17 protein-coding genes are annotated in these 14,092 nt (G+C 61.7%); 11 read left to right on the forward strand and 6 right to left on the reverse strand.

The window, feature by feature from the left end; translation table 11 throughout:
- Positions 1 to 12: 12 nt before the first annotated feature.
- From mlaD to INS93_RS01175, 3 genes are read right to left on the reverse strand one after another with little or no spacing between them, the layout of a single operon-like run.
- A complete protein-coding gene (gene mlaD, locus INS93_RS01165) occupies positions 13 to 483 on the reverse strand; it encodes an outer membrane lipid asymmetry maintenance protein MlaD (RefSeq protein WP_017678927.1) in 471 nt (156 codons plus the stop codon).
- Positions 483 to 1,280: a lipid asymmetry maintenance ABC transporter permease subunit MlaE gene (mlaE, locus tag INS93_RS01170; protein ID WP_160019472.1), complete on the reverse strand. Its 798-nt coding sequence runs from the start codon at positions 1,278 to 1,280 to the stop codon at positions 483 to 485. The genes mlaD and mlaE overlap by 1 nt, the downstream gene beginning before the upstream one ends.
- On the reverse strand, positions 1,280 to 2,089 hold the full coding sequence (locus INS93_RS01175; protein WP_021488074.1) for an ABC transporter ATP-binding protein: 810 nt from the start codon (positions 2,087 to 2,089) through the stop codon (positions 1,280 to 1,282). Before INS93_RS01175 ends, mlaE begins: the two co-directional genes overlap by 1 nt.
- A 245-nt stretch (positions 2,090 to 2,334) precedes the next feature.
- On the opposite strand from INS93_RS01175, the gene INS93_RS01180 reads away from it, so the two are divergent.
- From INS93_RS01180 to INS93_RS01225, 10 genes are all read left to right on the forward strand, one after another.
- Positions 2,335 to 3,309 (forward strand): KpsF/GutQ family sugar-phosphate isomerase, encoded by a 975-nt coding sequence (locus INS93_RS01180; RefSeq protein WP_160019470.1) that lies wholly within the window; start codon positions 2,335 to 2,337, stop codon positions 3,307 to 3,309.
- Positions 3,309 to 3,830 (forward strand): KdsC family phosphatase, encoded by a 522-nt coding sequence (locus INS93_RS01185; protein WP_160019469.1) that lies wholly within the window; start codon positions 3,309 to 3,311, stop codon positions 3,828 to 3,830. Before INS93_RS01180 ends, INS93_RS01185 begins: the two co-directional genes overlap by 1 nt.
- An 8-nt stretch (positions 3,831 to 3,838) precedes the next feature.
- The gene (gene lptC, locus INS93_RS01190) at positions 3,839 to 4,405 is read left to right on the forward strand and encodes an LPS export ABC transporter periplasmic protein LptC (protein WP_192979992.1); all 567 of its coding nucleotides are present in this window, start codon (positions 3,839 to 3,841) and stop codon (positions 4,403 to 4,405) included.
- Entirely contained in the window at positions 4,392 to 4,931 is a 540-nt protein-coding gene (gene lptA, locus INS93_RS01195) for a lipopolysaccharide transport periplasmic protein LptA (protein ID WP_192979993.1), read from the forward strand. Before lptC ends, lptA begins: the two co-directional genes overlap by 14 nt.
- Positions 4,931 to 5,656 carry an LPS export ABC transporter ATP-binding protein gene (gene lptB / locus INS93_RS01200; protein ID WP_192979994.1) on the forward strand — a complete coding sequence of 242 codons (726 nt, stop codon included), beginning with the start codon at positions 4,931 to 4,933 and terminating at the stop codon, positions 5,654 to 5,656. The genes lptA and lptB overlap by 1 nt, the downstream gene beginning before the upstream one ends.
- Positions 5,657 to 5,964: 308 nt before the next feature.
- Positions 5,965 to 7,458 carry an RNA polymerase factor sigma-54 gene (locus INS93_RS01205; RefSeq protein ID WP_192979995.1) on the forward strand — a complete coding sequence of 498 codons (1,494 nt, stop codon included), beginning with the start codon at positions 5,965 to 5,967 and terminating at the stop codon, positions 7,456 to 7,458.
- Positions 7,459 to 7,557: 99 nt separating this feature from the next.
- The gene (gene hpf / locus INS93_RS01210) at positions 7,558 to 7,866 is read left to right on the forward strand and encodes a ribosome hibernation-promoting factor, HPF/YfiA family (protein ID WP_003459233.1); all 309 of its coding nucleotides are present in this window, start codon (positions 7,558 to 7,560) and stop codon (positions 7,864 to 7,866) included.
- A 12-nt stretch (positions 7,867 to 7,878) separates the two neighbouring features.
- On the forward strand, positions 7,879 to 8,343 hold the full coding sequence (gene ptsN, locus INS93_RS01215; protein ID WP_160019466.1) for a PTS IIA-like nitrogen regulatory protein PtsN: 465 nt from the start codon (positions 7,879 to 7,881) through the stop codon (positions 8,341 to 8,343).
- Positions 8,344 to 8,345: 2 nt separating this feature from the next.
- Positions 8,346 to 9,203: an RNase adapter RapZ gene (gene rapZ / locus INS93_RS01220; protein ID WP_160019465.1), complete on the forward strand. Its 858-nt coding sequence runs from the start codon at positions 8,346 to 8,348 to the stop codon at positions 9,201 to 9,203.
- A 14-nt stretch (positions 9,204 to 9,217) separates the two neighbouring features.
- On the forward strand, positions 9,218 to 9,490 hold the full coding sequence (locus tag INS93_RS01225; RefSeq protein ID WP_160019464.1) for an HPr family phosphocarrier protein: 273 nt from the start codon (positions 9,218 to 9,220) through the stop codon (positions 9,488 to 9,490).
- 56 nt (positions 9,491 to 9,546) lie between these two features.
- Here INS93_RS01225 and pmbA read toward each other — a convergent pair whose 3' ends face one another.
- Positions 9,547 to 10,893 carry a metalloprotease PmbA gene (pmbA, locus tag INS93_RS01230; RefSeq protein ID WP_192979996.1) on the reverse strand — a complete coding sequence of 449 codons (1,347 nt, stop codon included), beginning with the start codon at positions 10,891 to 10,893 and terminating at the stop codon, positions 9,547 to 9,549.
- Between the two features lie 128 nt (positions 10,894 to 11,021).
- Here pmbA and yjgA point away from each other — a divergent pair, with 128 nt between their 5' ends.
- A complete protein-coding gene (gene yjgA, locus INS93_RS01235) occupies positions 11,022 to 11,540 on the forward strand; it encodes a ribosome biogenesis factor YjgA (protein ID WP_226945271.1) in 519 nt (172 codons plus the stop codon).
- A 73-nt stretch (positions 11,541 to 11,613) separates the two neighbouring features.
- Here the strand turns inward: yjgA and tldD are convergent, their stop codons facing one another.
- Together tldD and INS93_RS01245 are read right to left on the reverse strand one after the other, a co-directional pair.
- On the reverse strand, positions 11,614 to 13,056 hold the full coding sequence (tldD, locus tag INS93_RS01240) for a metalloprotease TldD (protein ID WP_192979997.1): 1,443 nt from the start codon (positions 13,054 to 13,056) through the stop codon (positions 11,614 to 11,616).
- 2 nt (positions 13,057 to 13,058) lie between these two features.
- On the reverse strand, positions 13,059 to 13,907 hold the full coding sequence (locus INS93_RS01245; RefSeq protein WP_192979998.1) for a carbon-nitrogen hydrolase family protein: 849 nt from the start codon (positions 13,905 to 13,907) through the stop codon (positions 13,059 to 13,061).
- Between the last annotated feature and the right edge of the window lie 185 nt (positions 13,908 to 14,092).

The raw sequence follows: 14,092 nt of genomic DNA on the forward strand, positions 1-14,092 counted from the left end.
CCGGAGCCCTCATCAATTGGCTTCATCTTTATTGACCGAATTGAGCAGGAATTTGCCAATCAGGTCTTCCAGCACGAGCGAGGACTGCGTGTCGTGGATGGTGCTGCCGTCCTTGAGCACCTCCTCGTCACCACCAACGCTGATGCCGATGTATTTCTCGCCGAGCAACCCAGCGGTCAGGATCGACGCCGTGGAATCCTCAGGCAGGTTATTGACGCCGCCATCGAGCTCCAGGGTCACCCGGCCCATGTAACTGTCACGATCAAGATCGATGGCAGTGACCTTGCCGATGCTCACGCCAGCCATGGTGACCTTGGCGCGCACGGTCAGCCCGGCGATGTTGTCGAAGTAGGCGTAGACCTTGTAGGTATCGCCAGCGCTACCGACGCTCAGGCCGCTGACGCGCAGGGCCAGCAGCAGCAGCGCCAGCACACCGGCCATGAGGAACAGGCCGACACCAATCTCCAGCGTGCGGTTTTGCATCAGAAATCTCCAAACATCAAAGCGGTCAGAATGAAATCCAGGCCAAGTACGGCCAGCGAGGCATACACCACGGTGCGCGTAGTCGCGCGGCTGATGCCTTCGGAAGTAGGCTCGCAGTCGTAACCCTGGAACACGGCGATCCAGGTCACCACAAAGGCAAAGACGATGCTTTTGATCACGCCATTGAGCACGTCGTCATAAAAAGAAACACTGTTCTGCATGTTGGCCCAGAACGAGCCCTCGTAAACGCCCAGCCAATCAACGGCGACCATCGCCGCCCCCCAGATGCCGACCACGCAGAAGATCATCGCCAGCAGCGGCATGGAAATGAAACCGGCCCACAGCCGCGGCGCGACGATGTATTTGAGCGGGTCGACGCCAATCATCTCCAGACTGGAGAGCTGCTCGGTGGACTTCATGTTGCCGATTTCGGCGGTCAACGCGGAACCGGCGCGACCGGCGAACAGGAGCGCGGTGACCACCGGGCCCAGTTCACGCAGCAGGGTCAGGGCGACCATCTGCCCCACGGCCTGCTCGGAGCCATAGCTGACCAGGATGTTGTAACCCTGCAGGGCCAGCACCATGCCGATGAAAATGCCGGAGACGACGATGATCGCCAGCGACATCACGCCAACTGCGAACAGCTGCTTGATCAACAGTTGCAACGGCTTGCCGGCACGGCTGCGGCCGCACAGGGCGCTGACCAGAAACAGCACCGAACGCCCCAGCGTCGCGACCACATCGATACCCGCACGACCGAACAGCCGCAGGCGTTCGAGCGGTGAAATTCTGCGCATCAACCTCTCCCCAACAGATCTTCGCGGTAGTCAGGCGCTGGAAAATGAAACGGCACCGGACCATCCGGAATGCCCTTCATGAACTGACGAATACGTGGATTATCCGACTCCATCAGCTCGGCCGGTGTGCCCTGCCCCAGCACCTGCGCATCACCGACGACATAGATGTAGTCGGCGATACTGGCGGTTTCTGCAAGGTCGTGAGAAACCACCACGCTAGTGATCCCCAGCGCGTCATTGAGCAGGCGGATCAGGCGCACCAGAACGCCCATGGCGATGGGGTCCTGACCGACGAACGGCTCGTCATACAGCAGAATCTGCGGATCGAGCGCAATGGCACGGGCCAGCGCGACACGGCGCTTCATGCCTCCAGACAACTCGTCCGGCATCAGCTCCAGCGCTCCGCGCAGGCCAACGGCCTGCAGCTTCATCAGGACGATGTCGCGGATCATTTCTTCCGGTAACTGGGTATGCACGCGCAATGGAAAGGCCACGTTCTCGAACACATCGAGGTCGGTGAATAGCGCACCGCTCTGAAACAGCACGCCCATCTGCTTGCGCATGTCGAACAACTCGTCGCGCGACAGCTTCGGCAGGCTGACGCCTGCTACACGAACATCACCGGCCGAAGGACGCAGCTCAGCGGCGATCAAGCGCAGCAGCGTGGTCTTGCCGCAGCCGGATGGCCCCATGATGCCGGTCACCTTGCCACGCGGTATGCGAATATCGACCTTGTCGAAAATCGACCGCGCGCCACGCTGAAAACTGACGCCCTGCAACTCGATCGCGTACTCGTGCTCGGCGCTCATCTGAACTCCTTGAAAATCAGGCCTTCCTGGCAGACGCCACCTCCAGAAGCAAGGACACGCGCCAGCCAGAGGGGGCCAAAATGGCCGCGAACTATAGCATTTGCCGAACAGGCCGCCCAATAGCCCCCCAAAGCAGCGTTCAGACTTGCGACAGCTTCGACACTGCCTCATTGCAGCAAGGGTGAGCGCGGAAAGCTTTTCCCGTTATAATCCTCGTCTTTTTTCGCCCGACAGCCTTGCCCAGCATGAACCAGACCCGCGACCTGATTGACTCCGCGCAGCGCACCATCCGCCTCGAGCTTGAAGCGGTGCAGGAGCTATTGCCCCGCATCGATGCCGATTTCATCAAGGCCTGCGAGCTGATTCTCAGCTGCAAGGGCCGCGTGGTAGTGGTTGGCATGGGCAAGTCCGGGCATATCGGCAACAAGATCGCTGCAACCCTGGCCAGCACCGGCACCACGTCTTTCTTCGTTCACCCGGCAGAAGCCAGCCATGGCGACATGGGCATGATCACCAGGGACGACATCGTCCTGGCGCTCTCGAACTCGGGCTCGACCGCCGAGATCGTCACCCTGCTGCCGCTGATCAAACGTCTCGGTATCCGCCTGATCAGCATGACCGGCAACCCGGACTCTCCATTGGCCAAGGCCGCCGAAGTCAACCTGGATGCACGCGTCTCGCAGGAAGCCTGCCCGCTGAACCTGGCGCCGACCTCCTCGACCACCGCCAGCCTGGTACTGGGTGACGCACTGGCCATCGCCCTGCTCGAAGCGCGCGGCTTCACCGCCGAAGACTTCGCCTTCTCCCATCCGGGTGGCGCCCTTGGCCGGCGCCTGCTGCTCAAGGTAGAGAACGTCATGCACGCAGGCGACGCCCTGCCACGCGTACGCCGCGGTACCAGCCTGCGCGATGCCCTGCTGGAAATGACCCAGAAAGGCCTGGGCATGACCGTGGTTCTGGAGGAAGACGGCCGCCTCGCAGGCATCTTCACCGACGGCGATCTGCGCCGCGCCCTGGACAAGGGCATCGACGTGCGCCAGGCATTGATCGACGAGGTCATGACGCCGCACGGCAAGACCGCTCGCGCCGAGATGCTCGCGGCCGAAGCCTTGAAGATCATGGAAGACCACAAGATCAACGCACTGGTAGTGGTCGACGACCTGGACAACCCGGTCGGCGCCCTCAACATGCATGACCTGCTGCGCGCGGGAGTAATGTGATGAACGACCTGCAGGAACGCGCCCGCGCCATCAAACTGGCGATCTTCGACGTCGACGGCGTGCTTACCGACGGCCGCCTGTACTTCCTCGAAGACGGCAGCGAGTTCAAGACATTCAACACACTCGACGGCCACGGCATCAAGATGCTGATCAACTCGGGCGTGCGCACCGCCATCATCAGCGGGCGCAAGACCCCGGTGGTCGAGCGCCGCGCCAACAACCTGGGCATCCAGCACCTGTTCCAGGGGCGCGAGGACAAACTCGTGGTACTCGACGGCCTGCTCGCCGAACTCGGCCTAAGCTATGAACAGGTCGCTTATCTTGGCGACGACCTGCCGGACCTTCCAGTCATTCGCCGTGTCGGATTGGGCATGGCCGTGGCCAGCGCCGACAGCTTCGTCCGCCAGCACGCCCATGGCGTAACCCAGGCACGCGGCGGCGACGGTGCGGCACGGGAATTCTGCGAACTGATCATGCGTGCCCAAGGCACACTGGATGCGGCCCAGGCCGCCTACCTGTAGAGAACAGCATGCCACGTAAAATCCTCAACACCCTGATCTTTGCTCTGATTGCAGTCGTCGTGGCCGCACTTGGTTACTGGAACCTTGCCCCGGACAGCGCACGCCAAGCCGAGCGGGCCAGCGACGACAACGTCGTTGACTTCTATGCAATGGGCGCGCGCACCGTGCAGTTCCAGGATGACGGCAAACTGCACTACCGCATGACTGCGGACAAACTCGAGCACATCAAAAGCACTGACATCACCCTGATCGACACCCCCAAGCTTAAGCTCTATCGCGGTACCGAGCTCCCCTGGGAAGTCACCAGTCAGCGTGCCGAAGTCTCGCCTGGCGGCGTCGAGGTAGAACTGATCGACGAAGTGCGCATCGCTCGCACCGACGCCAAGAACCGCCCCACCGTGATCACCAGCAGCCGCATGACCGTTATTCCTGACAAGGAATATGCGCAGACCGAGCAAGCCGTTAGAATCGTTGCGGCCAACGGGGTGACCACGGCACAAGGAATGAAAGCGTACTTGAATGACGGCAGGATGATCCTGCAGTCCAACGTAAGAGGCCAGCATGAGGTTCGTTAATACCCTCCCCCTGATTCTCAGCCTCGGCGCCGTATTGGGAAGCGCGGCTGCCTGGGCACTGCCATCGGATCGCGATCAACCGATCCGCATCCAGGCCGACAGCGCCGAACTGGATGACAAGCAAGGTGTAGCCGTTTATCGCGGCGACGTGATCATCACTCAGGGCACCCTGAAGATCACGGGCGACACCGTCACCATCACCCAAACCGCCAGTGGCGACATCGATGTATTCACCTCGGTCGGCAACCTGGCCTACTACGAGCAGAAGCCGGCCGTGGACAAGGACATCGTCAAGGCCTACGGCAAGACCATTCAGTACTTCGCCAGCAATGAGCGCATCGTACTGATCGACCAGGCCAGGGTAATTCAGGAAGGCAATACCTTCGAAGGCGAGAAAATCGTCTATGACACACGCCGCCAGATCGTCAACGCAGGCCGCGCCACAGGCGGCAACGTCAGCACGCCGCGCCCGCGTATCGACATGGTCATCCAACCGAAGAACAAACCCGCGGATCAGCAGCAGTAATGGCCATTCTCAAAGCCCAACACCTGGCGAAAAGCTACAAGAGCCGCCAGGTCGTGCGTGACGTCAGCCTGAGCATCGAAAGCGGTCAGATCGTAGGCCTGCTAGGCCCCAACGGCGCAGGCAAGACCACCTGCTTCTACATGATCGTCGGCCTGGTGCGCTCCGACCAGGGCCGCGTACTGATCGACGACCTCGACGTCAGTCATCAGCCCATGCACGGCCGCGCACGCGCAGGCATCGGCTACCTGCCGCAGGAAGCCTCGATCTTCCGCAAGCTGTCGGTAACCGACAACATCATGGCCATTCTCGAAACGCGCAAGGACCTGGACCGCGCTGGACGTCAGGCGGAATTGGAAAGCCTGCTGCAGGAGTTCCACATCCACCATATCGCCGACAGTCTCGGCATGAGCCTGTCCGGCGGTGAACGACGCCGCGTGGAAATTGCCCGAGCCCTGGCGACCAACCCCAAGTTCATCCTGCTCGACGAACCCTTTGCCGGGGTAGATCCGATCTCGGTGGGCGATATCAAACAGATCATCCATCACCTCAAGACCAAGGGTATCGGCATCCTGATCACCGATCACAACGTGCGCGAAACCCTGGACATCTGTGAGACCGCCTACATCGTCAACGATGGACAGCTGATCGCCGAGGGTGACGCCGAGACCATCCTCGCCAACCAGACGGTGAAAGAGGTATATCTGGGCCATGAATTCCGCCTGTAACAGGCTGCGTGAAAACTACTGTGCTCGGTGCTGCTGCGTCAAAAACAGCCTCGCGTGCGAGCCCAGTCGAAATGCTCATTTACAATCGTAACCTGCGCTTTTCGCCCGTTTTTGCGGGGCCGCCATCGGTATTGCCTCATCTTCGCTCGCTACGCTTTCACACAACCTGTAGGTCGCCCACTATTTCGCTACAAAAATATTGCAACCCCTAGGCAAAAACGAGAAATTCAGGCATATAATTTGCTTCCTGGCGGCGCTTCGGCGCCCTGATGTGGAAGGCGTAACTCGCCAGTAAATTAAGGTCTGCAATGAAACCATCGCTAGTCCTCAAGATGGGCCAGCAGCTGACGATGACCCCGCAGCTGCAACAGGCTATCCGCCTCCTCCAACTGTCTACCCTGGACCTGCAACAGGAAATCCAGGAGGCACTGGAATCCAATCCCATGCTCGAGCGCCAGGAAGACGGCGACGACTTCGACAACAGCGATCCGATGGCTGATGGCGCCGAAAGTGCCACTCCGACCCCGAGCAAGGAAGACAGCTACCAGGAAACCACTCCCACTGTGGACAACCTGGAAGAAGGCGAGTGGGGCGAGCGTATTCCCAACGAGTTGCCCGTCGACACGGCCTGGGAAGACATCTACCAGACCAGCGCCAGCAGTCTGCCCAGCAACGATGATGACGAGTGGGACTTCACCACCCGCACTTCCAGCGGCGAGAGCCTGCACAGCCACCTGCTCTGGCAACTGAACCTGGCGCCCATGTCGGACAAGGATCGCCTGATCGCGGCCACCCTGATCGACTGCATCAACAACGACGGTTACCTCGAAGAAACGCTAGAGGAAGTCACCGAATCCTTCGACCCCGAGCTGGATGTCGAACTGGACGAGGTGGAAGTGGTGCTGCACCGCATCCAGCAGTTCGAACCGGCGGGTATTGGCGCCCGCGACCTGCGCGAATGCCTGCTGCTGCAACTGCGCCAGCTGCCTGCCGGCACGCCTTGGCTGAGCGAGACCCAACGCGTGGTCGGCGACTACCTGGAACTGCTCGGCAGCCGCGATTACGCCCAGCTGATGCGCCGCACCAAGCTCAAGGAAGACGAACTGCGCCAGGTCATCGACCTGATCCAGCGCCTGAATCCGCGTCCAGGTTCGCAAATCGAATCCAGCGAACCGGAATACGTCGTGCCCGACGTCATCGTGCGCAAGCACAACGAACGCTGGCTGGTGGAACTGAACCAGGAGGCCATGCCGCGCCTGCGCGTCAACCCGCAGTATGCTGGCTTCGTCAAACGCGCCGATTCCAGTGCCGACAACACCTTCATGCGCAACCAGCTGCAGGAAGCACGCTGGTTCATCAAGAGCCTGCAGAGCCGTAACGAAACGCTGATGAAGGTGGCCACGCAGATCGTCGAGCACCAGCGCGGTTTCCTCGACTACGGCGACGAGGCGATGAAACCCCTGGTGCTGCACGACATCGCCGAAGCGGTGGGTATGCATGAGTCGACGATTTCACGCGTCACCACGCAGAAATTCATGCACACACCGCGCGGTATTTACGAGCTGAAATATTTCTTCTCCAGCCACGTCAGCACCTCTGAAGGCGGAGAATGCTCGTCCACCGCGATCCGCGCGATCATCAAAAAACTGGTTGCAGCAGAAAACGCGAAAAAGCCGTTGAGCGACAGCAAGATCGCTGGTTTACTGGAGGCACAAGGCATCCAAGTCGCCCGTCGGACGGTCGCCAAGTATCGCGAGTCCCTCGGTATAGCGCCCTCCAGTGAGCGCAAGCGACTGATGTAGGCCAGATCGACTGAAGGCCTCAGGCCTTCAGGCCAAAGTGTTCCGGCGGCGGGTCGAACCAGACCCGTCTCTTACACAAGGCAACAAGGAGAAAGCGGTATGCAAGTCAACATCAGTGGACATCAGCTGGATGTGACCGACGCCCTGCGTGACTATATCGGCGAGAAACTGGGCCGACTGGAACGCCACTTCGACAAGATCACCAACGTACAGGTGACCATGGAGGTCGAAAAACTCAAGCAGAAGATCGAAGCCACCCTGCACATCGCTGGCGGCGAAGTCGTCGCCAATGCCGAGCACCAGGACATGTACGCTGCCATCGACCTGTTGGCCGATAAACTCGACCGTCAACTCATCAAGCACAAGGAAAAGCAGCTAGAACGCCTGCAAGGCGCCACGGCCCGCTGACATTCCCTATCCATGATCCGACTTGAAAATATCCTGACCCCCGGCCGTTCCCTAGTGAACGTGCCGGGCGGCAGCAAGAAACGCGTGCTCGAACAGATCGCCAATGTGGTTGCACGCGATCTGCCCGACCTGGATGCCCAGGACATCTTCGAAAGCCTCATCGCCCGCGAGAAGCTCGGCTCTACCGGCTTCGGCAACGGCATTGCCATTCCCCACTGCCGCCTGGCTGGCTGCAGTGCCCCGATCAGTGCTGTCCTGCACTTGGAGACGGCAGTCGACTTCGACGCTATCGACGGCGTGCCCGTCGATCTGCTGTTCGTGCTTCTGGTGCCGGAGGCGGCAACCGATGCGCATCTCGAACTGCTGCGCCAGATAGCCAGCATGCTCGATCGCCAGGATGTACGTGAACGTCTGCGCCAGGCCAACAGCGGCGAAGATCTCTACCAGGTCGTCGTGGACATTCAGAACGGTCAATAAACATGCGCCTGATCATCGTCAGCGGTCGCTCGGGCTCGGGCAAGAGCACCGCCCTCGATGTACTTGAGGACAACGGTTTCTACTGCATCGACAACCTGCCGGCCGGCCTTCTGCCGGATCTTGCCGAACGCTTCCTGCCGCATAGCGACATGCTGCTGCCGCAGGTGGCCGTATCCATCGATGCGCGCAACCTGCTGAGCCAGCTCAAGCGCTTCCCGGAACTGCTCGACGAAGTGCGCAAGCGCAGTATCCACTGCGACGTGCTGTATCTCGATGCCGAAGACGAAACGCTGCTCAAGCGTTTTTCCGAAACGCGCAGACGACACCCGCTGACCAACGACAATCGTTCGCTGGCCGAGGCCATCGCCTACGAAAGCCAGCTGCTGGCACCGATCACCGATCGTGCCGATCTGAAGATCGATACCACCCGACTGAATCTCTACCAGCTGCGCGATACGCTCAAGCTACGCCTGCTGGGCCAGACGCAGACTGGCACCGCCTTTCTGGTCGAGTCCTTCGGTTTCAAACGTGGCATGCCAGTGGATGCTGACCTGGTGTTCGATGCGCGCTGCTTGCCCAATCCGTACTGGAAACCGGAACTGCGCGATCATTCCGGGCTGGATCAACCGGTGATCGACTATCTGGCCGCGCAACCGGAGGTCGAAGAGATGTATCAGGACATCCTCGTCTACCTGGAAAAATGGCTGCCACGCTTCGCCGCCAGCAACCGCGCCTATGTCACCATCGCCATTGGCTGCACGGGCGGCCACCACCGCTCGGTGTACCTGGCCAACCGCCTGAGCCAGGCACTCAAAGACTCGCTGAAGAACGTCCAGGTGCGTCACCGCGACCTCAGCTAAGGAATCCTGCCGCGATGCCAGCACGTGAAATCACCATCATCAACAAACTTGGCCTGCATGCCCGTGCTGCAGCGAAGTTCGTCGGCGTAGCGAGCACCTACCCCTGCCTGGTGCGCATTGGCCGCAGCGCCGAAAGCCTGGTAGACGGCAAGAGCATCATGGCGGTGATGATGCTGGCCGCCGGCAAGGGCACCAACGTGCACCTGCTGACCGAAGGCGAACAGGATCACGAAGCTCTCGATGCACTGGTTGCGTTGATCGAGAACTACTTTGACGAAGGCGAGTAGCATCACCCCACGAACGAAAAGGCCACCCGCGGGTGGCCTTTTCGTTTCTAGCAGCCTCAGCTACCAGCGACCGTCATCTTCTCGATCAGCACCGAGCCGGTGCAGATATTGCCGCGCCGTTCCAGATCACGCCCGACCGCGACGATCTGGCGGAACATGTCGCGCAGGTTGCCGGCAATGGTCACCTCCTGCACAGGGAACTGGATTTCACCGTTCTCCACCCAGAAGCCCGCCGCGCCACGCGAATAGTCGCCGGTAACCAGGTTCAAGCCCTGCCCCATCAGTTCGGTGACCAGCAGGCCACGGCCCATGCGGCGAATCAGCGCCTGCTGATCCTCATCGCCATGGGTGACGAACAGGTTGTGCACACCACCGGAGTTGGCGGTGCTCGGCAAACCCAGCTTGCGCCCGGAATAGGTGCCGAGCACGTAGGACACCAGTTCGCCCTTCTCCACGAACGGCTTGGCGTAGGTGGCCAGGCCATCGCCATCGAAGGTCGCGCTACCCAGTGCGCGCGGCAGGTGCGGACGCTCGTCGAGGCTCAGCCATTCGGGGAACAGCCGTTGACCAAGGGCGCCTTCGAGGAACGAGGACTGGCGATACAGGTTGCCACCCGAAATCGCCGCCAGCAAATGGCTGAACAACCCACCGGCCAGCTCGGCGGCGAACAGCACCGGCACTTCGCAGGTCGGCACCGGACGCGCACCAAGACGGCTGACCGCACGCTCGGCGGCGCGCTGGCCGATACCCTTGGCATCGGCCAACAGTTCACCCTGGCGATTGACGTCGTACCAGTAGTCGCGCTGCATCTGCCCTTCACCCTCGGCGATCATCACGCAGCTCAGGCTGTGGCGGGTGCTGGCGTAACCGCCGACGAACCCGTGACTGTTGCCATACACACGGCAACCCTGATGGGTATTGAGGCTGGTGCCATCGGCGTTCTTGATCCGCGCGTCAGCCGCGAAAGCCGCAGCCTCACAGAGCAGCGCCTGCTCCACCGCCTGCTCCGGGGTGATCGACCAAGGGTGGTAGAGATCCAGCTCAGGCAGCTCACGGGCCATCAGCGCAGCATCGGCCAGGCCGGCGCACTCGTCCTCGCTGGTATGTTTGGCAATCGCCAGGGCTGCCGCCACGGTCTCGCGAATGGCCTCGCTACCGGTGGCCGAGGTGCTGGCCGAGCCCTTGCGCTGGCCAACGTACAGGGTGATACCGAAACCCTGGTCCCGATTGAATTCGACGGTCTCCACTTCGCCCTGGCGCACCGTGGTGGAGAGCCCCTGACCAGCCGAGACCGCGACCTCGCAGGCACTGGCGCCCTGGCGCCTGGCCTCGGCGAGAATTGCCTCCACCTGCTCTTGCAGTGCTGGCAAGGCCTGCGGCCCGATGCGTTCTACTTCACTCATAACCACTCCCGATTCTCTTGGCGCAGGCACTTTCTGTAAGAAATCCAAGGCCTGCTCTCGACTGCCCGCTGCGGGCCGGCAGTCACGGTTACTGCTATCATGGCGGCGTTTCCCTCTGGACCCACCCCATGTCTGATTCCTACGACGACTTCTCTCTGGAGAAGAGTAAATCCCAGGTCAAACGCGAACTGCATGCCCTGCAGGAGCTTGGCGAGCGACTGACCACGCTCAAGGCGGATCTGCTGGCCAAGATGCCGCTGACCGATGCCTTACGCCGCGCGCTCGCCGAAGCGCCGAAACATACCGCCAATGCCGCGCGTAAACGCCACATCCAGTTCATCGGCAAGCTGATGCGCGAACAGGATGTCGACGCGATCGTCGCCATGCTCGACCAGGTGGACAGCTCTACCCGCGAGTACAACGAACGCTTCCACGCTCTCGAACGCTGGCGCGACCGCCTGATCACCGAAGGCGACAGTGCGCTGGAGAGCTTCGTCGAGCTCTACCCCGACGCTGACGTCCAGCACCTGCGCGGCCTGGTTCGTCATGCTCAGCACGAAGCCGCGCGCAACAAGCCGCCGGCTGCGGCGCGCAAGGTATTCAAGTACATCCGCGAGCTCGACGAAATCCACCGCGGATTGCGCTGACCGTAGGGTGCGCCATGCGCACCGACTCTTCGCCAGCCGCTGGTGCGCACGGCGCACCCTACTATTGTCGGCTCTACGCACCAGTGCCGCCGACGGTGATCGCGTCGATCTTCAGCGTCGGCTGACCGACACCGACCGGCACCGACTGACCATCCTTGCCGCACGTACCGACGCCACTGTCCAGCGCCAGATCATTGCCGACCATGGACACGCGACTCATGGCCTCCGGGCCATTGCCAATCAAGGTGGCGCCTTTGACCGGCGCCGTGATCTTGCCGTCCTCGATCAGGTAGGCCTCACTGGTGGAGAACACGAACTTGCCACTGGTGATGTCCACCTGGCCGCCGCCAAGGTTGGCGCAGTAGATGCCCTTCTTTACCGAACGGATGATTTCCTCAGGATCACTCTCGCCAGCCAGCATGTAGGTGTTGGTCATGCGCGGCATCGGCAGGTGCGCGTAGGACTCGCGACGCCCGTTGCCGGTGGCGGCCACGCCCATCAGGCGGGCATTGAGTTTGTCCTGCATGTAACCCTTGAGCACGCCGTTCTCGATCAACGTGGTGCACTGGGTCGGCGTGCCTTCGTCGTCGACACTCAGCGAACCGCGTCGTCCGGCCAGGGTGCCGTCGTCGACGATGGTGCAGAGGCTGGAAGCGACCTTCTGGCCGACCTGGCCGCTGTAGGCCGAACTGCCCTTGCGGTTGAAGTCACCTTCCAGGCCGTGGCCGACCGCTTCGTGCAGCAGCACGCCAGACCAGCCAGCGCCCATCACCACCGGCATGCTGCCAGCGGGGGCAGCGATGGCCTCCAGATTGACCAGCGCCTGGCGCAGTGCCTCACGGGCGTAGCCCATGGCGCGGTCTTCATCGAGAAAGTAGCGGTAATCGGTACGCCCGCCGCCGCCATGGCCACCGCGCTCGCGGCGGCCGTTCTGCTCGACGATGACGCTGACGTTGAAGCGCACCAGCGGGCGGATATCGGCGCTGAGGCTGCCGTCATGGGCGGCGACCAGAATACGATCCCAGACGCCTGCCAGGCTCACGGTGACCTGTTTGATACGTGGATCGAGCGCGCGCGTGGCGCGGTCGATGCGCTGCAGCAATTCAACCTTCTCGGCGCGCCCCATGACGTCCAGTGGGTTGCCTTCGGCATACAGCTGGGTCACCTGCGGGCTGACGAAAGCCTGCACACGGCCCTGCTGGCCAGCACGCGAGATCGAACGCGCGGCCTGTGCGGCCTGCGTAAGCGCATCGAGGCTGATCGCGTTGCTGTAGGCAAAACCGGTCTTCTCGCCCGACTGGGCGCGCACACCAACGCCCTGATCGAGATTGAAGCTGCCCTCCTTGACGATGCCGTCCTCCAGCACCCAGGTTTCCGAAACCTGGCTTTGAAAGTACAGATCGGCGGCATCGATTCCCGGCCCAGCGACTTCGCCCAGCACGCTGCCGAGGCTATCGAGCGTCAGGTTACCGGGGGCAAGCAGATGCTCGCTGACGAATTGCAACATCGTGTTCATGGTCACTCCACAACGATCGGACGGGGTACGTCCGATGAAAAGATTCGGCGGTGCTGCTGCACCGGCATGCGTTGGCGAATGTTCGCCTGCTCGGCGGCATCGCGGGGAGCCAGCAAGGCCCCTTCCCCCTGGTCCTGCTCGGCCAGCACCTGACCCCATGGGTCGATGATCGCCGAGTGGCCGAACGTCAGACGCTGACCGGGGTGCTCGCCACCCTGCCCGGCCGCCAGTACATAGCATTGAGTTTCGATGGCGCGGGCGCGGGTCAAGACCTGCCAATGCGCGGCACCGGTCACCGCAGTGAACGCTGCCGGCACGCTGATCAGCTCGGCGCCAGCTTCGCGCAGCGCACCGAACAGCTCAGGGAAGCGCAGGTCGTAACACACCGTCAGCCCCAGGCGCCCCACGGGTGTATCGGCCACCACGACGCGCTGGCCATGGGCGAAATCGTCGGACTCGCGATAACGGCCACGGTTGTCGGCCACGTCGACATCGAACAGGTGCAGCTTGTCATAACGGGCCACACGCTCACCCTGATCATCGATCAGAAGTGAGCAGGCGTGCGGTTTGCCGTCGGCATCATCGTCCGGAGGCAGCGGCAAAGTGCCAGCCACTATCCATAAACTGAGGTCACGAGCAGCGCGTTTCAACCAGGGCAGGATCGGCCCCTCGCCCAATGCTTCGGCGCGGCCGATGGCAGCCAGGTCGCGGCGACCCATGGCAGCGAAGTTCTCGGGCAGCACGGCGAGGCGCGCACCGCCCTGCGCGGTACGCTCCAGCATACGGCGAGCCAGACGCAGGTTGGTTTGCACGTCGTCCTGGCTAACCATCTGGATTACAGCGAGATTCATAGTGGCACTCATCGGTTCTCGGTCTTAGAGCCTGTTCAAAGTCTGCTGCGCGTCGGCCCTGCTACGTTAACAACAGGCTCGGACTGCTCATTTACAACTCGTAAAGTCGGACGCGACTCCGACCGGCCCTCGCCTGTCTTTGCCTTGCATGGCTCTAGCTCGCGAAACGTTGAAGAGGCTCTAAC

Origin of the sequence: Pseudomonas sp. EggHat1 (assembly GCF_014892995.1) — a bacterium.
Taxonomy (GTDB): Bacteria; Pseudomonadota; Gammaproteobacteria; order Pseudomonadales; family Pseudomonadaceae; genus Aquipseudomonas; species Aquipseudomonas chaetocerotis.